This window comes from Atlantibacter sp. MEI4A-1023 (assembly GCF_056155425.1).
The window spans coordinates 1,612,460-1,635,598 of the sequence record NZ_CM149568.1 but is presented as its reverse complement, the minus strand read 5'-3'; the positions used below and the strand labels follow the sequence as shown (position 1 = coordinate 1,635,598).

General features: G+C 57.3%; 24 protein-coding genes and 1 riboswitch. Of the genes, 12 read left to right on the top strand and 12 right to left on the bottom strand.

Features of this window, described 5'->3' with window-relative positions; genetic code table 11:
• Nucleotides 1-155 precede the first annotated feature (155 nt).
• The 5 genes from cecR to ACVV26_RS07910 are packed head-to-tail and all read left to right on the top strand — an operon-like array spanning nucleotide 156 to nucleotide 5,813.
• On the top strand, nucleotides 156-836 hold the full coding sequence (gene cecR / locus ACVV26_RS07930; protein WP_474800859.1) for a transcriptional regulator CecR: 681 nt from the start codon (nucleotides 156-158) through the stop codon (nucleotides 834-836).
• A complete protein-coding gene (gene hlyD, locus ACVV26_RS07925) occupies nucleotides 836-1,840 on the top strand; it encodes a secretion protein HlyD (RefSeq protein ID WP_474800858.1) in 1,005 nt (334 codons plus the stop codon). Before cecR ends, hlyD begins: the two co-directional genes overlap by 1 nt.
• The gene (locus ACVV26_RS07920; protein WP_474800857.1) at nucleotides 1,830-3,569 is read left to right on the top strand and encodes an ATP-binding cassette domain-containing protein; all 1,740 of its coding nucleotides are present in this window, start codon (nucleotides 1,830-1,832) and stop codon (nucleotides 3,567-3,569) included. The genes hlyD and ACVV26_RS07920 overlap by 11 nt, the downstream gene beginning before the upstream one ends.
• Nucleotides 3,566-4,696, top strand: a complete 1,131-nt coding sequence (locus tag ACVV26_RS07915) for an ABC transporter permease (RefSeq protein WP_474800856.1) — start codon at nucleotides 3,566-3,568, stop codon at nucleotides 4,694-4,696. Before ACVV26_RS07920 ends, ACVV26_RS07915 begins: the two co-directional genes overlap by 4 nt.
• Before the next feature lie 10 nt (nucleotides 4,697-4,706).
• Nucleotides 4,707-5,813: an ABC transporter permease gene (locus tag ACVV26_RS07910; protein WP_312981065.1), complete on the top strand. Its 1,107-nt coding sequence runs from the start codon at nucleotides 4,707-4,709 to the stop codon at nucleotides 5,811-5,813.
• Here the strand turns inward: ACVV26_RS07910 and ACVV26_RS07905 are convergent.
• Nucleotides 5,775-6,191, bottom strand: coding sequence for a YbhQ family protein (locus ACVV26_RS07905; RefSeq protein WP_474800855.1), 417 nt, complete (start codon nucleotides 6,189-6,191; stop codon nucleotides 5,775-5,777). The two genes, ACVV26_RS07910 and ACVV26_RS07905, sit on opposite strands and share 39 nt — an antisense overlap.
• Before the next feature lie 130 nt (nucleotides 6,192-6,321).
• On the opposite strand from ACVV26_RS07905, the gene ACVV26_RS07900 reads away from it, so the two are divergent.
• From ACVV26_RS07900 to ACVV26_RS07890, 3 genes are read left to right on the top strand one after another with little or no spacing between them, the layout of a single operon-like run.
• Nucleotides 6,322-7,083, top strand: coding sequence for an endonuclease/exonuclease/phosphatase family protein (locus ACVV26_RS07900; RefSeq protein WP_474800853.1), 762 nt, complete (start codon nucleotides 6,322-6,324; stop codon nucleotides 7,081-7,083).
• Complete coding sequence (clsB, locus tag ACVV26_RS07895; RefSeq protein WP_474800851.1) at nucleotides 7,080-8,312, top strand: cardiolipin synthase ClsB; 1,233 nt, start codon at nucleotides 7,080-7,082, stop codon at nucleotides 8,310-8,312. The genes ACVV26_RS07900 and clsB overlap by 4 nt, the downstream gene beginning before the upstream one ends.
• A 9-nt stretch (nucleotides 8,313-8,321) precedes the next feature.
• Nucleotides 8,322-9,287, top strand: coding sequence for a lysylphosphatidylglycerol synthase transmembrane domain-containing protein (locus ACVV26_RS07890; RefSeq protein ID WP_474800850.1), 966 nt, complete (start codon nucleotides 8,322-8,324; stop codon nucleotides 9,285-9,287).
• A gap of 59 nt (nucleotides 9,288-9,346) precedes the next feature.
• Here the strand turns inward: ACVV26_RS07890 and ACVV26_RS07885 are convergent, their stop codons facing one another.
• The 6 genes from ACVV26_RS07885 to moaA form a co-directional block, all read right to left on the bottom strand.
• Nucleotides 9,347-10,057: a Bax inhibitor-1/YccA family protein gene (locus ACVV26_RS07885; RefSeq protein WP_474800849.1), complete on the bottom strand. Its 711-nt coding sequence runs from the start codon at nucleotides 10,055-10,057 to the stop codon at nucleotides 9,347-9,349.
• 58 nt (nucleotides 10,058-10,115) lie between these two features.
• Nucleotides 10,116-10,568: a molybdopterin synthase catalytic subunit MoaE gene (gene moaE, locus ACVV26_RS07880; protein ID WP_312981049.1), complete on the bottom strand. Its 453-nt coding sequence runs from the start codon at nucleotides 10,566-10,568 to the stop codon at nucleotides 10,116-10,118.
• A gap of 1 nt (nucleotide 10,569) precedes the next feature.
• Entirely contained in the window at nucleotides 10,570-10,815 is a 246-nt protein-coding gene (gene moaD / locus ACVV26_RS07875; protein WP_161659485.1) for a molybdopterin synthase sulfur carrier subunit, read from the bottom strand.
• Entirely contained in the window at nucleotides 10,815-11,294 is a 480-nt protein-coding gene (moaC, locus tag ACVV26_RS07870) for a cyclic pyranopterin monophosphate synthase MoaC (protein WP_312981043.1), read from the bottom strand. The genes moaD and moaC overlap by 1 nt, the downstream gene beginning before the upstream one ends.
• Nucleotides 11,295-11,296: 2 nt before the next feature.
• Nucleotides 11,297-11,809, bottom strand: coding sequence for a molybdenum cofactor biosynthesis protein B (moaB, locus tag ACVV26_RS07865; RefSeq protein WP_474800848.1), 513 nt, complete (start codon nucleotides 11,807-11,809; stop codon nucleotides 11,297-11,299).
• Nucleotides 11,810-11,830: 21 nt separating this feature from the next.
• Complete coding sequence (gene moaA / locus ACVV26_RS07860; RefSeq protein WP_474800846.1) at nucleotides 11,831-12,820, bottom strand: GTP 3',8-cyclase MoaA; 990 nt, start codon at nucleotides 12,818-12,820, stop codon at nucleotides 11,831-11,833.
• Nucleotides 12,808-12,939: riboswitch (molybdenum cofactor riboswitch) on the bottom strand. (Overlaps the previous gene by 13 nt.)
• Before the next feature lie 219 nt (nucleotides 12,940-13,158).
• On the opposite strand from moaA, the gene yvcK reads away from it, so the two are divergent.
• Nucleotides 13,159-14,067: a uridine diphosphate-N-acetylglucosamine-binding protein YvcK gene (gene yvcK / locus ACVV26_RS07855; RefSeq protein ID WP_474800845.1), complete on the top strand. Its 909-nt coding sequence runs from the start codon at nucleotides 13,159-13,161 to the stop codon at nucleotides 14,065-14,067.
• 9 nt (nucleotides 14,068-14,076) lie between these two features.
• On the opposite strand, the gene uvrB is transcribed toward yvcK, so the two are convergent.
• Nucleotides 14,077-16,098 (bottom strand): excinuclease ABC subunit UvrB, encoded by a 2,022-nt coding sequence (gene uvrB, locus ACVV26_RS07850; protein WP_474800843.1) that lies wholly within the window; start codon nucleotides 16,096-16,098, stop codon nucleotides 14,077-14,079.
• Nucleotides 16,099-16,850: 752 nt separating this feature from the next.
• Here uvrB and ACVV26_RS07845 point away from each other — a divergent pair.
• On the top strand, nucleotides 16,851-17,561 hold the full coding sequence (locus ACVV26_RS07845; RefSeq protein WP_474800842.1) for an ABC transporter ATP-binding protein: 711 nt from the start codon (nucleotides 16,851-16,853) through the stop codon (nucleotides 17,559-17,561).
• Here the strand turns inward: ACVV26_RS07845 and bioD are convergent.
• From bioD to bioB, 4 genes are read right to left on the bottom strand one after another with little or no spacing between them, the layout of a single operon-like run.
• Entirely contained in the window at nucleotides 17,558-18,235 is a 678-nt protein-coding gene (gene bioD / locus ACVV26_RS07840) for a dethiobiotin synthase (protein WP_474800841.1), read from the bottom strand. The two genes, ACVV26_RS07845 and bioD, sit on opposite strands and share 4 nt — an antisense overlap.
• Nucleotides 18,228-18,986: a malonyl-ACP O-methyltransferase BioC gene (gene bioC, locus ACVV26_RS07835; protein WP_474800839.1), complete on the bottom strand. Its 759-nt coding sequence runs from the start codon at nucleotides 18,984-18,986 to the stop codon at nucleotides 18,228-18,230. Before bioC ends, bioD begins: the two co-directional genes overlap by 8 nt.
• Nucleotides 18,967-20,112, bottom strand: a complete 1,146-nt coding sequence (gene bioF / locus ACVV26_RS07830) for an 8-amino-7-oxononanoate synthase (protein ID WP_474800838.1) — start codon at nucleotides 20,110-20,112, stop codon at nucleotides 18,967-18,969. The genes bioC and bioF overlap by 20 nt, the downstream gene beginning before the upstream one ends.
• A complete protein-coding gene (gene bioB, locus ACVV26_RS07825; RefSeq protein WP_474800837.1) occupies nucleotides 20,109-21,149 on the bottom strand; it encodes a biotin synthase BioB in 1,041 nt (346 codons plus the stop codon). The genes bioF and bioB overlap by 4 nt, the downstream gene beginning before the upstream one ends.
• An 83-nt stretch (nucleotides 21,150-21,232) precedes the next feature.
• Here bioB and bioA point away from each other — a divergent pair, with 83 nt between their 5' ends.
• Entirely contained in the window at nucleotides 21,233-22,522 is a 1,290-nt protein-coding gene (gene bioA, locus ACVV26_RS07820) for an adenosylmethionine--8-amino-7-oxononanoate transaminase (protein ID WP_474800836.1), read from the top strand.
• Nucleotides 22,523-22,587: 65 nt separating this feature from the next.
• Nucleotides 22,588-23,064 carry a kinase inhibitor gene (locus ACVV26_RS07815; protein ID WP_474800835.1) on the top strand — a complete coding sequence of 159 codons (477 nt, stop codon included), beginning with the start codon at nucleotides 22,588-22,590 and terminating at the stop codon, nucleotides 23,062-23,064.
• The last annotated feature ends 75 nt before the right edge of the window (nucleotides 23,065-23,139 follow it).

Here is a 23,139-nt window from a genome sequence, read left to right as displayed (position 1 = left end):
ACAATGTCATAAGGGGGCGGAGTGTAGCAGTTTTTGTGACGTGGCGCATAAATTGTCGCCCTGCTGCCGGTTTCATTTTCACTCCCCGACTGGACAAGCTTAACGTTTAACCATAAAGTTAATCAATCGATTGATTAACTTTATGGGTGACAGTGATGATTAACATCACCAGTCCGTTGACCAGCCGGGGCGAACACGCCAAAAGCCAGCTCATCCAGGCCGCTACGGCGCAGTTCGGCGAATACGGTTTGCACGCCACGACGCGGGATATTGCCGCCGCCGCCGGGCAAAACATCGCGGCCATTACCTATTATTTTGGCTCAAAAGAGGATTTATACCTCGCCTGCGCCCAGACGCTGGCGGATTTTATCGGCAGCCAGTTTCAGGCCCACGCCGAGGCCGCCCAGTTAATCTTAGCCCAACCGCAGCCGGACAAAGCCGACATCCGCCGTCTGATTGACGACGCCAGCCGCCATATGGTCACGCTGATGACCGCCGATGAGACGTTGAATCTGAGCAAATTTATCTCACGCGAGCAGCTTTCCCCGACCCCGGCCTATCAGCTCATTCATGACAAGGTGATTGAGCCGCTGCACACCCACCTCACCCACCTGATCGCCAGCTATACCGGGCGCGATCCGGGCGATGTCACCACCATTTTGCACACCCATGCGCTGATCGGCGAAATCCTCGCCTTCCGCCTGGGGCGCGAAACCATTCTGGTGCGTACCGGCTGGACGGCGTTCGACCAACAAAAAAGTGAATGCATTCATCAGGTGGTTTCCAGCCATATTGATTTTATTTTGCAGGGCTTATCAGTAAGGAGTGGCGATTAATGAAAAACAAAAAACCGGTACTGTTAGTGGTTATCGTCGTGCTAGTGCTGGCGGCCTGTTTTGGCGGCTGGAAGTGGTATCAGAGCCGTCAGGATGGGGCTCTGACCCTGTATGGCAACGTCGATATCCGTACCGTGAATTTGAGTTTTCGGGTGGGCGGGCGTCTTGCCAGCCTGAATGTCGATGAAGGCGATGCGGTGAAAGCGGGCGCAACGCTGGGGCTGATTGATAAAGCGCCCTATGAGAACGCGCTGCGCCAGGCGCAAGCCAACGTTGCAGCGGCGCAGGCTAAATATGATTTGGTCATGGACGGTTACCGTTCGGAGGAAATCGCCCAGGCAGCGGCGGCAGTGAAACAATCCCAGGCCGCCGCCGACTACGCCCAGAATTTCTATAACCGCCAGCAGGGGTTGTGGAAAAGCCGCACCATTTCCGCGAACGACCTGGAAAACGCCCGTTCGTCCCGCGACCAGGCGGTGGCGAACCTGAAGGCGGCCCAGGATAAGCTCAGCCAGTTCAAAGCCGGGAACCGCCCGCAGGAAATTGCCCAGGCGAAGGCTGCGCTGGAACAGGCGCAGGCGCAGCTCGCGCAGTCAACGCTGGATTTGCAGGATACGACCCTGCTGTCCCCCTCTGACGGCACCATCCTGACCCGCGCCGTAGAGCCTGGCACCCTGCTGAACGCAGGCGGCACCGTGTTTACCCTTTCCCTTACCCATCCGGTTTGGGTGCGCGCCTATATTGATGAAAGCCACCTCGGTGAAGCGAAGCCGGGCCAGCAGGTGCTGCTGTACACCGATGGCCGCCCGGATCGTCCGTATAAAGGCCAGATCGGGTTTGTCTCGCCAACGGCGGAATTTACCCCAAAAACCGTGGAAACCCCGGATCTGCGTACCGACCTGGTGTACCGCCTGCGGATTATCGTTACCGATGCCGACGCCTCGCTGCGTCAGGGCATGCCTGTCACCGTGCAGTTTGATAACGAGGCGCGCAATGAGCGCTGAAGACGGCATCATCCGCCTGGACGGGCTGATGAAACGCTTCCCCGGCATGGATAAACCGGCGGTCGCCAGCCTGCATAGCGAGATCCGGGCGGGCGCGGTCACGGGTTTAGTCGGGCCAGACGGCGCAGGCAAAACCACGCTGATGCGGATGCTGGCGGGACTGCTGCGCCCGGACGACGGCGCGGCGCGGGTTAACGGTCTCGATCCGGTCAATGACGACCGGGCGCTACACGCCATTTTGGGTTATATGCCGCAAAAATTCGGCCTGTATGAAGATCTCACCGTGATGGAGAACCTCAATCTGTATGCCGATTTGCGCAGCGTCACCGGGGAAACGCGCCGCACCACTTTCGAGCGGCTGCTGGAGTTCACCGCCCTGGGCCCGTTTACCGATCGTCTGGCAGGCAAACTCTCCGGAGGGATGAAGCAAAAGCTCGGTCTGGCCTGCACCCTGGTCGGCCAGCCGAAGGTCCTGCTGCTGGATGAACCCGGCGTCGGCGTGGACCCGATTTCGCGCCGCGAGCTGTGGCAAATGGTTCACGAACTGGCGGGTGATGGGATGCTGATCCTGTGGAGCACCTCTTATCTGGATGAAGCGGAACAGTGCCGGGAAGTCTTGTTAATGAACGAAGGCGAGCTGCTGTATCAGGGTGAACCGAAAGCCCTGACCCGGCAAATGGCCGGGCGCAGCGTGCTGGCGACCAGCCCTTCCCTGAACAACCGCCAGCTATTGCAGAAGGCGCTGAAAACCCATGCCGTCAGTGATGGGATGATCCAGGGCCGTTCGGTGCGCCTGATCCTCCGCAAGGACGCCAGCGCCGATACCCTGCGCCAGCAACAGGAACTGGCGGATATCGAGGTTAACGAAACCGCGCCGCGTTTTGAGGATGCCTTTATTGACCTGCTGGGCGGTGCGTCCACCAACGAATCGCCCCTCGGTGCGATCCTGCATACCGTGGAAGGTACGTCCGGCGAAACGGTGATTGAAGCGCGCTCGCTCACCAAAAAATTCGGCGATTTTGCCGCTACCGATGACGTGAACTTTACCGTGCAGCGCGGAGAGATTTTCGGCCTGCTCGGCCCAAACGGCGCGGGTAAATCCACCACCTTTAAAATGATGTGCGGCCTGCTTGTGCCCACATCGGGCAAAGCGCTGGTGCTGGATATGGATTTAAAAACCGGCTCCGGCAAGGCCCGCCAGCATCTGGGCTATATGGCCCAGAAGTTTTCGCTATACGGCAACCTGACGGTAGAGCAGAACCTGCGCTTTTTCTCCGGCGTTTACGGGCTGCGCGGCAGCGCCCAGAACGACAAAATCAGCCGCATGAGCGAGGCGTTCAGCCTTAAAGCTATTTTCAACCAGCCCACCGATTCCCTGCCGCTGGGCTATAAGCAGCGGCTGGCGCTGGCCTGCGCGCTCATGCATGAGCCGGATATTCTGTTTCTTGATGAACCAACCTCCGGCGTCGACCCGCTAACCCGGCGCGAATTCTGGCTGCACATCAACAGCATGGTGGAAAAAGGCGTCACGGTGATGGTGACTACCCACTTTATGGATGAGGCGGAATACTGTGACCGCATCGGGCTGGTGTATCGCGGCAAGCTGATTGCCAGCGGCACGCCGGATGACCTGAAGCAAAAAACCGCCGATGATGACCACCCGGACCCCACCATGGAGCACGCGTTTATTACGCTGATCCAGCAATGGGATAAGGAGCATGAATCATGAGTTCGCACCTCTCCTGGCGGCGCGTGCGGGCGCTGTGTGTCAAAGAGACGCGGCAAATTATTCGCGACCCCAGCAGTTGGCTGATTGCGGTGGTGATCCCGCTGCTGCTGCTGTTTATTTTCGGTTACGGTATCAACCTCGACTCCAGCCGCCTGCGGGTGGGGATTTTGCTGGAACAGCAGAGCGCTGAGGCGCTGGACTTTGCCCACACCATCAGCGCCTCGCCGTTTATTGACCCGAAAATCAGCACTGACCGGCAGGATTTAATCCAGCGGATGCAGGCCGGGAAAGTGCGCGGCATCGTGGTGATCCCGGTGGATTTCGACCAGCGGATGGCGCGCAGCGGCGACACTGCGCCGGTTCAGGTGATCACCGACGGCAGTGAGCCTAACACCGCCAATTTTGTGCAGGGGTATATCGAAGGCATCTGGCAAATCTGGCAGATGCAGCGCGCGGAGGATAATGGCCAAAGCTTCGAGCCGCTGATCGACGTGCAGACGCGCTACTGGTTTAACCCCGCCGCGATTAGCCAGCACTTTATAATCCCCGGCGCGGTGACCATTATCATGACGGTGATCGGCGCGATTTTAACCTCGCTGGTGGTGGCCCGCGAATGGGAGCGCGGCACCATGGAGGCCCTGCTCTCCACCGAAGTGACGCGCAGCGAGCTGATGCTGTGCAAGTTAATCCCCTATTACTTCCTCGGCATGCTGGCGATGCTGCTGTGCATGCTGGTGTCGGTGTTTATTCTTGGCGTGCCGTATCGCGGCTCGCTGTGGCTGCTGTTTTTTATCACCAGCCTGTTTTTGCTCAGCACGCTCGGCATGGGGCTGTTGATCTCCACGATTACCCGCAACCAGTTTAACGCCGCCCAGGTGGCGCTGAACGCCGCGTTTTTGCCATCTGTGATGTTGTCTGGGTTTATTTTCCAGATCGACAGTATGCCTGCGGCGATCCGCGCCGTGACCTACATTATTCCGGCGCGCTATTTCGTCACTACGCTGCAAAGCCTGTTTCTGGCGGGCACCATTCCGGCGGTGCTGATCGTTAATGTGCTGTTTTTGATGGCTTCCGCCGTGATGTTTATCGGCCTGACGTGGCTGAAAACCAAACGTCGGCTGGACTAGGGAGATAGAAATGCTACATCGTCTCTGGACGTTAATCCGCAAAGAGCTACAGTCGCTGCTGCGCGAACCACAAACCCGCGCCATTCTGATTTTACCGGTGGTAATCCAGGTGCTGCTGTTCCCGTTCGCCGCCACCCTGGAAGTCACCAACGCCAGCATCGCGATTTATAACGAGGACAACGGCAAACACTCCGTTGAGCTGACCCAGCGCTTCGCTAAGGCCACCGCGTTCAGCCATATCACCCTGCTGAAGAGCTCGGCGGAGATCCGCCCCACTATCGATACCCAGAAAGTGCTGCTGTTGATCCGCTTTCCGGCCGACTTTTCGCGCAAGCTGGATACTTTTGAAACCGCCCCGCTGCAATTAATTCTCGACGGGCGTAACTCTAACAGCGCCCAGATTGCCGCCAACTATATTCAGCAGATAGTGAAGGAGTACCAGCAGGATCTGATGGATGGCAAACCAAAGCCGAACAACAGCGAACTGGTGGTGCGCAACTGGTACAACCCGAATCTGGATTACAAGTGGTTCGTGGTGCCATCGCTGATCGCCATGATCACCACCATCGGGGTGATGATTGTGACGTCGCTGTCGGTGGCGCGCGAACGGGAACAGGGCACGCTGGATCAGCTATTAGTTTCGCCGCTGGCAACCTGGCAGATTTTTGTCGGTAAAGCGGTCCCGGCGCTGATCGTGGCGACGTTCCAGGCCAGCATCGTGTTGGGCGTGGGGATTTGGGGCTACGATATTCCGTTTTCCGGCTCGCTCAGCCTGTTCTACTTCACCATGCTGATTTACGGCCTGTCGCTGGTCGGCTTCGGATTGCTGATTTCCTCGCTCTGCTCAACCCAGCAGCAGGCGTTTATCGGGGTGTTTGTCTTTATGATGCCCGCGATACTGCTGTCGGGGTATGTGTCGCCGGTAGAGAACATGCCGGTGTGGCTGCAAAACCTGACCTGGGTGAACCCGATCCGGCATTTCACCGATATCACCAAGCAGATTTACCTGAAGGATGCCAGTTTCGATATTGTCTGGGGGAGTTTGTGGCCGCTACTGGTGATAGCGGCCACGACGGGGTCAGCGGCGTACGCTATGTTTAGAAGAAAGATCGCTTAAACGCGGTTTACGCTCTTTCGCCAGCAGCGACACTAACGCCGGGCCAGCAAGAATGGCGAGCCCGGCGACCGCCAGGATCAAGTTGTTGTGCACGATGCGCGACAGCAACCACAGCGCGATAATCGCATTGCCGAAATACCAGGTGGTGGTGAGCTCTTCCAGGAAGTCGCCCAGTTCGCGCAGACGCCCTTCGTGGACGCGTTGCAGGGCGAACATCATTACTACCGTTACGCCGTAAAGCAGGCATAAGCCAATACCCACTTTCACCAGCGCGCCGCTCATCCATCCCATCACCAGGAGCGCGATAACGGCCAAATGCAGCACGATCTGCCAGCAGCTAAGGCCGGTTGCAACACGAATACGTTGTTGCCACTTCATGAATTCTCTCCTTCGGAATTTCTCGCTGTAACTGAGAGTACCGCACTTTACGGAAAATTCCGTAACCCCGCACCTTTTTGTGACTAAGACTACACTTTATTTTCATTGGAAAAACACAGGCAGGGGGAACATGGCCAGTAAGACTGCTGCATTTTCATTCAAACTGCTCACAATCAATACACACAAGGGTTTTACCGCATTGAACCGGCGCTTTATTTTGCCGGAGCTGCGCGACGCCGTGCGCACCGTTTCCGCCGATATCGTCTGTCTTCAGGAGGTGATGGGCGCCCATGAAGTACATCCGCTGCACTTCGAAAACTGGCCGGATACCACCCACTACGAATTTATTGCCGACACCATGTGGAGCGATTACGCCTATGGGCGCAACGCGGTTTATCCCGAAGGGCATCACGGCAACGCGGTGCTGTCGCGCTTTCCCATTAATGAATATGAAAATCTCGATGTCTCGCACAACGGTCATGAGAAACGCGGGCTACTGCACTGCCGTATTAATCTGGCCGAAGTGAATAAAACGCTGCACGTGATCTGCGTTCATCTTGGTCTCCAGGAAGCGCATCGCCATGACCAGCTTGAAATGCTGTGCGATCTGGTCAATAGCCTGCCCGGCGGCGAGCCTATCGTGGTGGCGGGCGATTTTAACGACTGGCGTCAAAAAGCAAACACTATTCTTAAAACAAAAGCCGGGCTTGATGAGGTGTTTACCCGCGCCAGAGGCCGTCCGGCGCGTACCTTCCCGGCGGTGATGCCGCTGCTGCGCCTCGATCGCATTTATGTCAAAAATGCCTCGGCCAGCAGCCCAACCGCGTTACCGCTGCGTGAATGGCGACACCTTTCCGATCATGCCCCTTTGGCAGTGGAGATCCATTTATGAAAACCAACTGGCGTGATGGTAATCAGATTGAGTTACTGGAAAACGGCGACATGTTTTTCCCCGCCGTGTTTAGCGCCATTGAAGAGGCGCAGCATAAAGTTTACTTAGAGACGTTTATCTGGTTCGAAGACAACGTCGGGCGACAATTACACCGCGCGATACTGGCGGCGGCAACGCGCGGCGTTAACGTGGAAGTGCTGCTTGATGGCTACGGTTCGCCGGATCTGAGCGATGAGTTTGTTACCGAACTGACCACGGCGGGCGTGATCTTCCGCTATTACGATCCGCGCCCGAAAATTTTTGGTATGCGCACCAACCTGTTCCGCCGGATGCACCGCAAGATCGTGTTGATCGACGATCGCGTCGCCTTTGTCGGTGGGATAAACTACTCCGCTGAACACATGATCGATTACGGCCCGGAAGCCAAACAGGACTATTCGGTGCGTATCGAAGGGCCCGTGGTGGAGGATATCCGCCAGTTTGTTCTTTCTAACCTGCCGGAAAATGAAACGCCGCGCCGCTGGTGGCGTCGGCGTACTCGTGCCAGCGATAACGCCACGCCGGGCGAAGCACAGGCCCTGTTTATCTGGCGCGATAACGAAGAGCACCGCGATGATATCGAACGCCATTACCTGAAAATGCTGGCCAATGCCCGTCAGGAAGTGATTATCGCCAACGCCTACTTTTTCCCCGGCTACCGGCTGCTGCATGCCATGCGTAACGCGGCGCGGCGCGGCGTGAAGGTGCGTTTGATCGTACAGGGCGAACCGGATATGCCGATTGTGCGGGTCGGCGCGCGGCTGCTGTACAACTATCTGCTAAAAGGCGGCGTGGAGGTGTACGAATACCTGACGCGCCCGCTGCACGGCAAAGTTGCGGTGATGGACGACCACTGGGCGACGGTGGGCTCCAGTAACCTCGATCCGCTGAGCCTGTCGCTGAATCTGGAAGCCAACGTGTTAATTCACGACCGCAATTTCAACCAGACACTGTATGAAAACCTCACCCGCTTGATCACCGAAGAGTGCCGCCAGGTTGATGAAACGATGGTGCCGAAACGCACCTGGTGGAACCTGACCAAGAGCGTGCTGGCGTTCCACTTCCTGCGTCATTTCCCTGCGCTGGTGGGCTGGTTGCCCGCGCATACTCCGCGGCTTTCCCAGGTAAAGCCGCCCGTGCAGCCCGAAATTGAAACCCAGGATCGGGTTGAAACCACGGATAAGGCTTAAGGACACAACATGGCGAAATCTCATCCGAAGTGGCGTAAAGCCAAAAAGATCCTCACCTGGGTTTTCTTTATTGCGGTCGCGGTGCTGCTGGTGGTGTATGCGCGCAATGTCGACTGGGAGGAAGTGTGGAAAGTCATCCGCAACTATAACCACACCGCGCTGCTGACCGCGCTGGCGCTGGTGATTGTCAGCTATCTGGTTTACGGCTGCTATGATCTGCTTGGGCGGCTTTACTGCGGGCATAAGCTGGCGAAGCGCCAGGTGATGCTGGTGTCGTTTATCTGCTATGCCTTTAACCTGACGCTCAGCACCTGGGTTGGCGGCATCGGGATGCGTTACCGGCTCTATTCCCGGTTAGGGCTGCCCAGCGCCACTATCACGCGCATCTTTTCACTGAGCATTACCACCAACTGGCTGGGCTATGTGCTCCTCGGCGGGGTGATTTTCAGCATTGGCGTGGTGGAACTGCCCTCGCACTGGTATATCGAAGACAGCACGCTGCGTATTATCGGCGCGGTGCTGCTGGTGCTGAGCGCAGTCTATCTCTGGGCCTGCGCCTTCGCTAAACGCCGTCACATCACCATTAAAGGCCAGAAACTGGTGCTGCCCGGCTGGCGTTTCGCGCTGATGCAAATGGGGATTTCCAGCCTGAACTGGATGGCGATGGGGGCGATTATCTGGATCCTGCTCGGCCAGGATGTGAATTACTTCTTCGTGCTGGGCGTGCTGTTGGTGAGCAGTATTGCCGGGGCAATTGTCCACATTCCTGCGGGTATCGGCGTACTGGAAGCGGTATTTATCGCGCTGCTGGCGGGGGAACACACCAGCCAGGGGAAAATCATCGCCGCCCTGCTGGCCTATCGAGTGCTCTATTTCTTTATCCCACTACTGCTGGCGCTGATTTGCTATCTGTGGCTGGAGAGCCGCGCTAAGAAATTACGCGCGAAGAATGAGCGGAAGATGGGGACGAGTTGACAGTACGAGAATAAAAAAAACCGCATCAGGGTCTGAGCCGATGCGGTTATTTTATGGGTTTAGCGACGGTTGCCGAAGATACGCAGCAGCATCAGGAACAGGTTAATAAAGTCCAGATACAACGTCAGCGCGCCGAGAATTGAATATTTGCGCAGATTATCGCGATGAGATACGTCAATTTGCTGGCCGATGTTTTTCAGCTTCTGGGTGTCATATGCCGTCAGCCCGACAAACACGATCACACCGATATAGGTCACTACCCACATCAGCGCTTCGCTCTTCAACCAGAAGTTAACCAGCGAGGCGATAATAATCCCGATCAGCGCCATAAACAGCATATTGCCGAAACCGCTCAGGTCGCGCTTGGTGGTGTAGCCATAGAGACTCATCACGCCAAACATCCCGCCTGCCACCACAAAAGTGCTGGCAATGGAGCTGGAGGTGTAGACCAGGAAGATACTCGCCATCGTCAGGCCGGTGAGCGCCGAATAGAGCATAAACAGCGTGGTCGCCAGCGCGCCGCTCATCTTATGCACTAAACCCGACAGGATAAACACCAGCGCGAGTTGGGCGATGATCAAGCCAAAAAAGGTGATCTGGCTTTGAAACACAAACATCATCACCGCAGGGGTGTTGGCGGCATACCAGGCGATAAAGGCGGTCAGTAACAGGCCGCAGGTCATCCAACCATAAACCTGGGCCATAAAAGTTTGTAACCCTGTGCGGGTCTGTTGAACGATGGTTTGTTCGGGACGTTCAAATCTATCCATGATGCCTCCTTTGGCTAAATACTTTACCTAAAGGGTAACAGATCCTGGAAAAACCGTCTTACCAGCGCTCCGCCGCCTGATGGTCGCTATCGCGGGATTCTACCCAGCGGTCGCCTTCCGGCGTGGCTTCACGCTTCCAGAACGGCGCGCGCGTTTTCAGATAATCCATAATAAATTGCGCCGCCTCAAAGGCCTGGCTGCGATGCGCGCCCGTTACGCCGACGAAAACAATCTCATCGCCGGGCCACAGTTCACCGATGCGATGGACAACCGAGACACGCTGTAGCGGCCAGCGCTCACGGGCTTCTGCGACGATTTCCGCCAACGCTTTTTCGGTCATGCCCGGATAATGTTCGAGGGTTAACGCGCTAACGCTGTCGCCCAGATTATGGTTGCGTACTTTGCCGGTAAAGGTGACCACCGCGCCGTCTTCATCACAGGCTGCCAGCCACTGGTATTCGTCGCCGACGTTAAAGCCCTCGTGGCCCACGCGAATTTTAGTGTCCTGCATCTCAGCCTCCGGTGACTGGCGGGAAAAAGGCCACTTCATCGCCTTCGCTCAGCGGATGGTCGAAAGCCACCAGCGTCTGATTCACCGCCGCCAGCAGTTTGCCGGATTCCAGCGCCAATTCCCAGCGCCCTCCCCGGCTTTCCAGATGCTGACGCAGCGATTCAACCGTCGGAAAGGCTTCCGCGATTTCCAGCCGGTCGCAGCCGACCAGTTCACGCACCTGAGCAAAAAACAGAACGTTAATCATCACTCCTCCACGCTGAAATCGCCGGATTTACCGCCGCTTTTCGCCAGTAAACGCACCGGGCCGATTACCATGTCTTTTTGCACCGCTTTGCACATGTCATAAATGGTCAACGCCGCCACCGACGCCGCCGTCAGCGCTTCCATCTCAACGCCGGTTTTGCCGCTCAGGCGGCACACCGCTTCAATGCGCACGCGGTTGTGCTCCGGTTCAGCTTCAAGCTGCACTTCCACTTTGCTGAGCAGCAGCGGATGGCACAGCGGGATCAGTTCCCAGGTACGTTTCGCGGCCTGAATGCCGGCGATACGCGCCGTGGCGAACACATCGCCTTTATGGTGGCTGCCGTCGACGATCATGGCGAGCGTGTCGGCGCGCAGGGTGACAAAGGCTTCGGCGCGCGCTTCCCGCACGGTTTCCGCTTTGGCGCTAACGTCCACCATATGGGCTTCGCCAGCGGCGTTAAGATGAGTAAGTTGCGACATGGTTATTTCTTCAAATGAGGATGGAAGTTGCAGGGGCGGTTACGGGCGTCCAGCTGGCCGGCGATAATATGTTCCCAGGCGGTCTGGCAGGCGCGCGTTGAACCCGGCATCGCGAAAATCAGCGTGCGGTTAGCGATGCCCGCCACCGCGCGGGACTGCATCATTGCAGTGCCGATCTCTTCAAAGGAGAGCATCCGGAACAGTTCGCCATAGCCTTCCACTTCGCGATCGAACAACGGCAGCAGCGCTTCCGGCACCTGGTCGCCGTCGGTAAAACCAGTACCACCATTAATCAGCACCACCTGCACATTGTCATCGGCAATCCAGGCGGAAACCTGGGCTCTGATGGCGTAGCGGTTCTCTTTAACAATCGCTTTATCCACGATATGGTGCCCGGCATCGTGTGCCGCATCGCGTAAATAGTGGCCCGAAGTATCGTCCTCTTCGCCGCGACGGCTGGAAACGGTAAGAATAGCGATACGCGTCGCAATGAATTCTGCGCTCACCTGGCTCATAGTGTTCTCCTGAAGACCGGCTTAGCCGCCGATATATGACAGATTCTGAGTGATCCCGGTATTTCCCTGATGCAGGAAATGCGTCTGTTTTTTATGGTGCAGCGCCTCGGCGATACGGGCTTCCAGCGCCGCCTGCTGGTTATCTTCTTCCAGCAAATCACGCAGATCCACGCCGCCTTCGCCAAACAGGCATAAGTGCAGTTTACCCAGCGACGAGACGCGCAGCCGGTTGCAGCTGGCGCAGAAATCTTTCTCGTAGGGCATGATCAGGCCAATTTCGCCCGCGTAATCCGGGTGGCAGAACACCTGGGCCGGGCCGTCGCTGCGCTGGCGGATCTGGTGGATCCATCCGCGTTTTAACAGCTCTTCGCGCAACGTCATGCCGGAGATATGGTGTTTTCTGAACAGGTCGCTGCCCTCGCCGGTTTCCATCAGCTCGATAAAGCGTAATTGGATGGGGCGCGGTTGGATCCAGTTGAGGAAGGTGTCGAGCTGATGGTGATTTACGTCGCGCATCAGCACGGTATTCACTTTAACTTTGCTGAAACCCGCGTCAAAGGCGGCGTCGATGCCTTCCATCACCTGATGGAATTTATCCTGGCCGGTGATGGCGTGAAACTGGCGGGCGTCAAGGCTGTCTACGCTGACGTTGATTGCCGTTAGCCCGGCATCGCGCCAGGCGGCGACGTCGCGCGCTAACCGGTAGCCGTTAGTGGTCACGGCAATCTGGCGAATATTATCGTTTTCACGGATAGCGGCGATGATGTCAGTGAAGTCGCGGCGTAAAGACGGTTCACCGCCGGTCAGGCGCACTTTCTCGGTGCCCATATTGGCGAACGCGCGCGCCACGCGGCGGATCTCTTCCACACTGAGGAAGCTTTTATTGGTGTGCCCGGCAGGTTTGTAGCCATCCGGCAGGCAGTAGGTGCAACGGAAGTTACACACATCGGTAATCGACAAACGTAAGTAAAAAAACTTACGCGCGAAGGCATCGGTAAGTTGAGAGACCATGTACACCTTTCCAGATACGGGAGATGCAGGCATTTCTTTCTGCACCCTGGTGACGTTTGTCACGGCCAAACTGCCATATCATCGACGTAGGCAAAGAGGCTTGAGTGTATGCTTCACATTATGAAGCGGGTTAATGGCATAGTAGCGTGGATTAAACGCCCCTGCCATGTTCAATTTCGCTGTATAAAATTGTATATAACGATGTTATTCTGCGATTTCGTTACAGAATACGTAAAACTGACGGTTTTGTTTTGACATGCATCATTTTAATCCGCAAGGTTCGTCTTTTTTATGGATTGAGCTAACGTATTGCTTATCAACAGAATGAAGGAACATCTATGCGTAATCGCACCTTAGCGGATTTGGACCGGGTGGTGGCGCTCGGCGGCGGGCATGGTTTAGGCCGTGTGATGTCTTCGCTTTCCTCCCTGGGTTCACGCCTGACCGGCATCGTCACCACTACCGACAACGGGGGATCGACCGGCCGTATCCGCCGCTCCGAAGGGGGTATAGCCTGGGGCGATATGCGCAATTGTTTAAACCAGTTAATTACCGAGCCGAGCGTTGCTTCCGCCATGTTTGAATACCGTTTTGGCGGTAACGGAGAATTATCCGGTCATAACCTCGGAAATTTGATGTTAAAGGCGTTAGATCACTTAAGCGTCAGGCCCTTAGAAGCGATTAATTTAATAAGAAACCTGTTGAAAGTAGACGCGTTTTTAATCCCCATGTCTGAGCAACCGGTGGATTTAATGGCGACCGACGCCGATGGGCATGATGTTTATGGTGAAGTGAATATTGATCAACTGCGCGAGCCGCCGCAGCAATTGTCGCTCTACCCCACCGCCCCGGCAACCCGCGAGGCGTTACAGGCGATTGGTGAAGCGGATTTGATCCTGATGGGGCCCGGCAGCTTTTACACCAGCCTGATGCCGCTGCTGTTACTGCCCGATCTCGCCCAGGCGCTGAGACGCACCCCCGCCCCGGTGGTGTATATCGGCAATTTAGCCCGTGAACTGAGCGTTCCCGCTGCGCAACTGTCGATACCGGAAAAACTGGCCATTATGGAACGTTACGTCGGGAAACCACTGGTGGATGCGGTGGTCGTTGGCCCGAAAGTCGATATTTCCGGGCTAACAGATAAGGTGGTTATTCAGGAGCCGCTGGAAGCGGAAGATATCCCCTACCGCCACGACAGGCATTTGCTGCGGGCGGCACTGGATAAAGTTGTCCAGAAGATGGGATAAACCGGCTTATCAGGAGGCGGCGATAAACAGTTCGCGCAGCTGGTGCAACTGGTCGCGGATTGCGGCAGCCTCTTCGAATTCCAGATTCTGCGCATGTTGCAGCATCTGTGCTTCCAGCTGATGGATTTTCTGCTGGAGCGCTTTTGGCGTAAGCGCCAGTTCCGCGGCTTCAACCTCAGCAGCACTGCGGGTTTTACCACGCCCTTTACTGCGGGTTTTGGCGAGACCGCTGCCCAGAGACAGAATATCCACCACTTTCTTGTTAAGCCCCTGCGGCACAATGCCATTTTCTTCGTTATAGCGTTGCTGCTTCTCGCGACGGCGCTCGGTCTCGCCAATGGCTTTCGCCATTGACGGGGTGATCTTGTCGCCGTACAGGATCGCCTTGCCGTTAACGTTACGCGCCGCGCGGCCAATGGTCTGGATAAGCGAACGCTCGGAACGCAGGAAGCCCTCTTTATCGGCATCCAGAATCGCCACCAGCGACACTTCCGGCATATCCAGGCCCTCACGCAGTAAGTTGATGCCCACCAGCACGTCAAACTCGCCCAGACGCAGGTCGCGGATGATTTCCATACGCTCCACGGTATCGATATCCGAGTGCAGGTAGCGCACCTTTTCGCCGTGCTCTTCGAGATACTCGGTAAGGTCTTCCGCCATGCGTTTAGTCAGCGTGGTGACCAGTACGCGCTCGTTGATGGCGGCGCGCTTGCGGATTTCCGACAGCAGATCGTCCACTTGGGTCGCCACCGGACGCACTTCGATAACCGGATCGAGCAGCCCGGTCGGGCGCACCACCTGGTCAATAATCTCGCTGCCGGATTTTTCCAGTTCATAATTGCCCGGCGTGGCCGAGACATAGATGGTTTGCGGGGCCAGGGCTTCGAATTCTTCAAATTTCATCGGCCGGTTATCCAGCGCCGACGGCAGTCGGAAGCCGTACTCTACCAGCGTTTCTTTACGCGCTCGGTCACCGCGGTACATCCCGCCGATTTGCGGGATCGTGACGTGGGATTCGTCCACCACCAGCAGGCCGTCGGCAGGCAGGTAGTCAAACAGGGTCGGCGGCGCTTCGCCCGGACCGCGCCCGGACAGATAGCGCGAGTAGTTCTCGATGCCGGAGCAGTAGCCCAGCTCGTTCATCATTTCTAAATCGAACTGGGTACGCTGGGTCAGGCGCTGCTCTTCCAGCAGCTTATTGTTGGCCAGCAGCACCTTGCGGCGATCGGCCAGTTCCACTTTGATCTCTTCCATCGCCTGCACAATGCGCTCGCGCGGCGTGACGTAGTGGGTTTTTGGGTAGATAGTAAAGCGCGGGATCACCCCTTCAACCTGCCCGGTGAGCGGATCGAACAGCGACAGGCGCTCGACTTCTTCATCGAACAGCTCCACGCGCAGCGCCACGTCATCCGATTCTGCCGGGAAGATGTCGATCACTTCGCCACGCACCCGGAAGGTGCCGCGCTGGAACGCCTGATCGTTGCGGGTGTACTGCAACTCCGCCAGGCGGCGCAGAATGGCGCGCTGGTCGATAATCATGCCGTTGGTGAGGTGCAGCATCATCTTGAGATACAGATCCGGGTCGCCCAGACCGTAGATAGCGGACACCGATGCCACCACCACCACGTCCCGGCGCTCTAACAGCGCTTTGGTGGCGGATAAACGCATCTGCTCAATGTGTTCGTTCACCGAGGCGTCTTTCTCGATAAAGGTGTCTGAGCTCGGCACGTAGGCTTCAGGCTGGTAGTAATCGTAGTACGAGACGAAATACTCTACGGCGTTATCCGGGAAGAACTCTTTCATCTCGCCATACAGCTGTGCCGCCAGCGTTTTGTTGGGCGCCAGCACCATGGTCGGGCGCTGCAAATCGGCAATGACATTCGCCACGGTGAACGTTTTCCCCGAGCCGGTTACCCCCAGCAGCGTTTGATGGGCAAGGCCATCCTCAAGCCCCTCTTTCAGACAGCGGATCGCCTCTGGCTGGTCACCGGAGGGCGTAAAAGCGGAATTGAGTTTGAACGGTTTGCTCATTAGATACCTGGCGCGTTGCGGGGGGAATGGATAATTTTACTCCCTCACGGTCAATTTGCCAACGCAAAAGACTGGATAAAAACACAGTGCAGGATACACTTGAAATAACACTAAAATTTTGCGGTCATCCGCGGGGAAAAGTACAAATAGGATATATTGATGCGTAATGTCCGGTTATCCCCAAACGAACCGGTTTTTTAACATTTGTCAAGCAAGGTAATGAAAGTTTTGTGGCAACCCGTTACACTTTTTTGACAACCATTGATTTTATATAATCTGTTGTAAAATAAACTAAATTTTTATCAGCCGCCTTTCGCGCCAATTCATGCGCAACCCGCGTATTCTCTCGCTTCCCACCAGTTTTCTAACTCTAATGCACAAGGTTATCCACAGGAATAGTGGATAAGTGGGTGCAGCCCTGAAGCCTCGCCGCCCAGGAGAAACCCTGCTTTTGGTGTGCCGGTTGGGTAAAAAAAAATTTATCGCTAATTTTGGTGGTTTTTTGCCAAACCTGGCATGCCTGGCGGATCCGTTGCGCAACCGTACTGCTACTGGCCGCACCGCTGCACCAGCGGAGAATGTTAAAGCACTGTTAAAGTGCAGCGCTATCTTGCGTTATTACCCGCAAGCGCAGGAATACGCCGAATGTGTGAGTTTATTCTTAATTTTGCCTCTCGCTGTTCTTCCGCAGCCGCACTGGCAGAGGAATTGCAGTATCCCTGAATCCGTCGCGGTACAACCCAGGAGCGCTTATGTTGAGTTTGCATTCAGTGAATCAGTTTTATGGCGAACGCCATGTTTTATGGAATGTGGATCTGGAGATGCTCCCCGGGGAGTGCATCTGCATTACCGGCGCACAGGGGATGGGAAAAACCACGTTGCTAAACTGCATTACGGGTCATCTGCCGGTCCAGAGCGGCACTATCGTCTGGCGGCATGCCGGATTTGCGCCGCAACAGCTCACTGACGCCAGCGCCGATATGCGCGCCGCGCTGGGCATCGGCTACGTGCCTCACGACCGGCGGATTTTTTCCGGGCTAACGGTGGAAGAGAACCTGCTCATCGCTCTGCGCGCCGCCGGAGAGAACCCCGGAACGATCCCTGAATCAACCTTTACGCTGTTTCCCGAACTGTATCCGCTGCGCCACACGCGCGGCGCGGCGCTGAGCGATGAGAACCAGCAGCGGCTGGCGCTGGCCAATGCGCTGGTGATCCAGCCGACATTATTAATTCTGGATGAACCCACGCGCGGTAACAGCGCCGGGTTTATTCACAAACTGGGGGATGTGTTGCTGCGGCTAAACCGCGAGTTCGGCCTGTCGATTTTGATGGTAGAGCAGCGGATGTCGTTTATCCGCCGCGTGGCCGAGCGTTTTTGCCTGCTGCACAAGGGGAGAAGCGTGGCGCAGGGCAGCGTGGCGCAACTCGATAACCCGCGTCTGCTGCCCTTGATTCACTGTTAATCGAGCAGGGAAATATCCAGAAAACGGCCTGTCTCCTGGATAAACGGGTCGTTAAGCCAGGGAATTTCGCCGAGCAGCGGCGCAGGAATACGCGCCTGTAGCGAGGCTAAATAATCCTGATGACGCGCGCCGGGCGGCGTCACGTCGTTGGCGATCCAGCCCGCTAAACGTAACCCGGCAGCTTGCACGGCAGCCGCAGTCAGCATGGCGTGATTGATGCAGCCCAATTTAACGCCCACCACCAGGATCACTGGCAGCTGTTCTTCTACCACCCAGTCGGCAAAAGTCCAGGTTTCGCCGAGCGGGGTAAACCAGCCGCCCGCGCCTTCAACTTGCACCCAGTCGGCTTGCTGCTCCAGCCCTGCCAGCCCTTGCGACATCACCGCGCGTTCAATCGCCACGCCCGTAGAACGGCTTACCAGATGCGGCGACGTCGGTTCCTCAAACACGTAGGGATTGACTTCGTCATACTCCAACTCCAGTGAACTGTTGCGCTGCAGCGCCAGCGCATCGCTGTTGCGCACGCCCTCAGGGGTAATGTCGCTGCCCGACGCCACAGGCTTAAACCCGGCGCTGCGGTAGCCCACCCGGTTGGCTGCTTGCAATAATGCGCAACTGGCGACAGTTTTGCCCACTTCGGTGTCGGTTCCGGTGACGAACCAGCGTTTACTCACGGCGTATTACTCCACAAAAAAGTTGATAGGTGAGCGGAAAACGCCCGCCCTGCTGGGGCCAGGCCAGCGCCAGTTGCTGCAACTGGCTGCGGGTCAATACCCGGCTTTCACGCCCATGATGCAGATGGGTCGCGCCGATGCCCTTCAGGGACTGCATGGCGCTGAGCGGGTCGGCAAAATGCAGCGTTAGCGGGCTTTGCTGCCAGTGCAGTGGGAACAGCGCACAGGCGTCCAGCACCGCGTCAACGGGTAAGAAAGCATTTGCATGGCAGGCATCATCCACGCCGCGCCACGCCTGGTGTAGCTCGTCTAGCGATCCGGCGACCAACGTGGTAAAGGCGATGCGTCCGCCGGGGCGCGTCACGCGCCACAGCTCGCGAAGGCCCTGTGCCAGCTCACTGCACCACTGCACCGCCAGGTTGCTCCAGGCTAAATCGACGCTTTCTGACGCCAGCGGCAGGTTTTCAATATCTCCCTGGAGATAACGCTGCGCCGCCTGATTCCCCTGGGCGGTACGCAGCATCTCCTCAGACAGATCCAGCGCCGTCACGCAACTGCCCCGTTGCTGCCAGTAGCGGCTGAAATAGCCGGTGCCGCACCCGGCATCAAGCACCTGAGCAAACGATGCCTGATCCAGCAAACCCATGAGCCGTTCGCCGCTTTCCCGTTGAAACGCTGCATGCTTGTCATAATGCGCGGCAGCGCGGCTAAAGGCGGCGGCGACGGCAGTTTTATTCACGAGTGATGTCATGGAGCGCCTCCAGCAGTGTGTCGATATCGCTTTCGGAATGGGCCGCCGTCAGGGTAATACGTAGCCGGGCACTGCCTGCCGGCACCGTCGGCGGGCGAATGGCCGTCACCCACAAACCGCGTTCGCGCAGGCTGGCGGCAAGTTGCAGGGTGCGTTGATTATCGCCAACGATAATAGGCTGAATAGCCGTATCAGAATCGGCTAACCGGAGCGGAATGGCCGCCATCTCACGGCGAAAATGCGCGATATGGCGATAAAGCGTGGCGCGCTGCGCATCCGCCTGCTGGATCACCGCCACCGCAGTTTGCAGCGCATGCGCCTGGGCGGGGGGCATCGCGGTGCTGTAAATCAGGTGGCGGGCGAACTGCAATAAATAGTCCGCCAGATCGTCACTGCACAACACCGCCGCGCCGCTCAGGCCAAAGGCTTTGCTAAAGGTCACCACCAGAATATCCGGTTTGACGTTCGCCGCCGCACAGCTACCGCGCCCGGCCTCGCCCACCACGCCAATACCGTGGGCGTCATCCACCATCAACAGCGCGTTGCGTTTTGCCGCCGCGATTTCCGCCAGCGGCGCGCGGTCGCCATCCATACTGAATACGCCTTCCGTGACCACCAGTTGCTGGCCGCCAGGCAGTTTGCCCAGCAACGTTTGCAGGGAAGTAACATCATTGTGGTGAAAACGGCGCAGGTCCGCCGGGCTAAAGCTGGCGGCTTCCAGTAGCGAAGCGTGGCTTAGCCGATCGGCGACGATGCGGTCCTCTTTTTGCATTAACGCGCTAATCACCGCCTGGTTTGCCGAAAATCCAGAGATAAACAACAGCGCGCGCGGATAGCCCAGCCACGCCGCCAGGGTTTGTTCCAGCTGGTGGTGCGCCTGATGAAAACCGGTCACGTGCCCGGAGCCGCCGCTGCCCACGCCGTAGCGTTGCGCGCCCTGCCGCCAAGCCTCAACGAGTGCCGGATGGCGGCTTAGTCCCAGATAGTCGTTACCGGAAAAATTGTGGTAACGCTGCCCCTGGTGGATAAACCCCGTGACGTCGCTTTCCCCTACCATGCGGGTGCGAAAGGCGTTCGCCGCCCGGCGTTCGTCGAGGGCGGCTGCGATGCGCTGTTGCCAGCTCATACCGCCGCCGCGTTGTAGTAAACATCGGTATCCGGCGTCTGGAGCCGCGCTTCCAGCCGCTGTTGCTGCTCGTTATCCCCCAACAGCACCGCCGTTTGCTCCGGGTTGATGCCCAGTTTGCGGAACAGTTGCAGGTCTTTGTCCTCTTCCGGGTTCGGCGTGGTCAGCAGTTTGCAGCCGTAGAAAATCGAGTTGGCGCCCGCCATAAAGCACATCGCCTGGGTCTGCTCGTTCATCTGCTCGCGCCCGGCGGAAAGACGCACAAACGAGGTCGGCATCATGATGCGCGCCACCGCGATGGTGCGGATAAAGTCAAACGCGTCGACGTCGTCGTTGTCCGCCAGCGGCGTACCTTTCACCTTCACCAGCATGTTGATTGGCACGCTTTCCGGCGGGGTGGGCAGATTCGCCAGTTGCAGTAATAACCCGGCGCGATCGGTGACAGTTTCTCCCAGCCCGACGATGCCGCCGGAACAGACTTTAATCCCGGCGTCACGCACTTTATTCAGGGTATTCAGACGTTCCTGATAGCTGCGGGTGGTGATGATGTTGCCGTAAAACTCCGGCGAGGTATCGAGGTTGTGGTTGTAGTAATCCAGCCCCGCCGAGGCCAGGCGCTGTGCCTGCGTCTCCGACAGCGTACCGAGCGTCATACAGGCTTCCAGGCCCATCGATTTCACGCCCTGCACCATTTGCTCCAGATACGTCATATCGCGCTCGTGGGGGTTTTTCCAGGCCGCGCCCATGCAAAAACGGGTCGATCCCGCGGCTTTGGCTTTGCGCGCAGAGTCCAGCACTTGTTCCACTTCCATCAGTTTTTCGGCTTCCAGGCCGGTTTTGTAGCGCGAGCTTTGCGGGCAATATTTGCAATCTTCCGGGCAGGCCCCGGTTTTGATCGACAGCAGCGTACTGACCTGCACCTGGCGCGGATCAAAGTGCTGACGGTGGACGGTCTGCGCGTCGAACAGCAGATCGAGGAGCGGTTTCTCAAATAATGCAGTGACTTGCGACAGTGTCCAGCGAGGGGAATCAGCCATGTTGCTTCTCCAAAAGGGTGTTGCTTCTTATCGGTTCGGTTTATACTCGTAAACCTAATTCTTTTTAAAATGGTTTACAAGTCATGATAACGCAACAGGACCTCGCCTTTGACCAACAGCATATTTGGCATCCGTACACCTCGATGACCCAGCCGCTGCCGGTGTATCCGGTGGTGCGGGCCGACGGATGCGAGCTGGAACTGGTGAGCGGCGATCGGCTTGTGGACGGCATGTCATCCTGGTGGGCGGCGATCCACGGCTACAACCATCCGCGTCTGAACGCGGCGATGAAGCGCCAGATTGACCAGATGTCGCACGTGATGTTCGGCGGCATCACGCATCCTTCCGCCATTGCGCTGTGCCGCAAGCTGGTTGAGATGACGCCTGCCGCGCTGGAGTGCGTATTCCTGGCGGATTCCGGTTCGGTGGCGGTAGAAGTGGCGATGAAAATGGCGTTGCAGTACTGGCACGCAAAAGGTGAGCCGCGCCAGCGTTTTCTGACCTTCCGCCACGGCTATCATGGCGACACATTCGGTGCGATGTCGGTGTGCGATCCCGATAATTCAATGCACAGTTTGTGGAAGGGCTACCTGCCGGAAAACCTGTTTGCCCCGGCGCCATCCAGCCGTTTCGACGGGGAATTCGACGAGCGGGATATCGCCCCGTTCGCCCGGCTGATGGCGGCCCATCGCCACGACATCGCCGCCATTATCGTTGAGCCGATCGTTCAGGGCGCGGGCGGAATGCGCTTTTACCATCCTGAATGGCTGCGGCGCATCCGCAAGATGTGCGACCGGGAAGGCATTCTGCTGATTGCCGATGAGATCGCCACCGGCTTTGGCCGCAGCGGCAAACTGTTCGCCTGTGAACATGCGGGTATCGCGCCGGATATTTTATGCCTCGGTAAAGCCATTACCGGCGGCACCATGACGCTCTCCGCCACGCTCACTACACGCCACGTCGCCAACACCATCAGCGACGGCGCGGCAGGCTGTTTTATGCACGGCCCGACGTTTATGGGCAACCCGCTGGCCTGCGCGGTAGCCGCAGAAAGCCTGGCAATCCTGGAAACTGGCGCATGGCGCGGCCAGGTCGCTGCAATTGAAGCGCAGTTAAACGCGGAGCTGGCCCCCTGTCGGGAATCGCCGCAGGTGGCGGATGTGCGAATTCTGGGCGCAATTGGCGTGGTGGAGACCCGCTCCCCGGTTGATATGGCGCGGCTCCAGAAGTTCTTTGTCGAACATGGAGTGTGGATCAGGCCGTTTGGCCGATTGATTTACCTGATGCCGCCGTATGTGATTGACCCCGAACAGTTGAGTCGGTTAACTGCCGCCGTGGTGAAAGCTGTTAATGACCCGACGCTGTTTCGCTGATCTCGGGCCGAATGCACTACACTTCGTGAAGTGAAATTTCATTCAAAACGCTTAAGGAATCCCCTATGAAATTATTCAGTCGGGACATTACGGATGGCGATAAGCTCCCGCTCCGCCACGTGTTTAACGGCATGGGATACGAAGGCGATAATATTTCGCCGCACCTGGCATGGGATGACGTCCCGCCGGGCACCAAAAGTTTTGTGGTGACCTGTTACGATCCCGACGCGCCGACCGGTTCCGGCTGGTGGCACTGGGTGGTGGCGAATTTACCGGCGGATACGCTGGTGCTGCCCCAGGGGTCGGGTTCGGGCCAGGCGGCGTTGCCGGAAGGTGCCGTGCAGACGCGCACCGATTTCGGCAACGCGGGCTACGGCGGTGCGGCTCCGCCGAAAGGCGAATCCCACCGCTATATTTTCACCGTGTATGCGCTGGATGTGGAACGAATTGAGGTAGATGAAGAGGCCAGCGGCGCGATGGTGGGCTTTAATGTCCATTTTCATAGCCTGGGCAGCGCCTCGCTGACGGCGATTTACGTGTAGTAAAACGCTTATTACTGTGTAAAAAGCAGCTAAAATATTCCGTAAAAAAAGCCGGTTACCTTAAGCGTGGCCGGC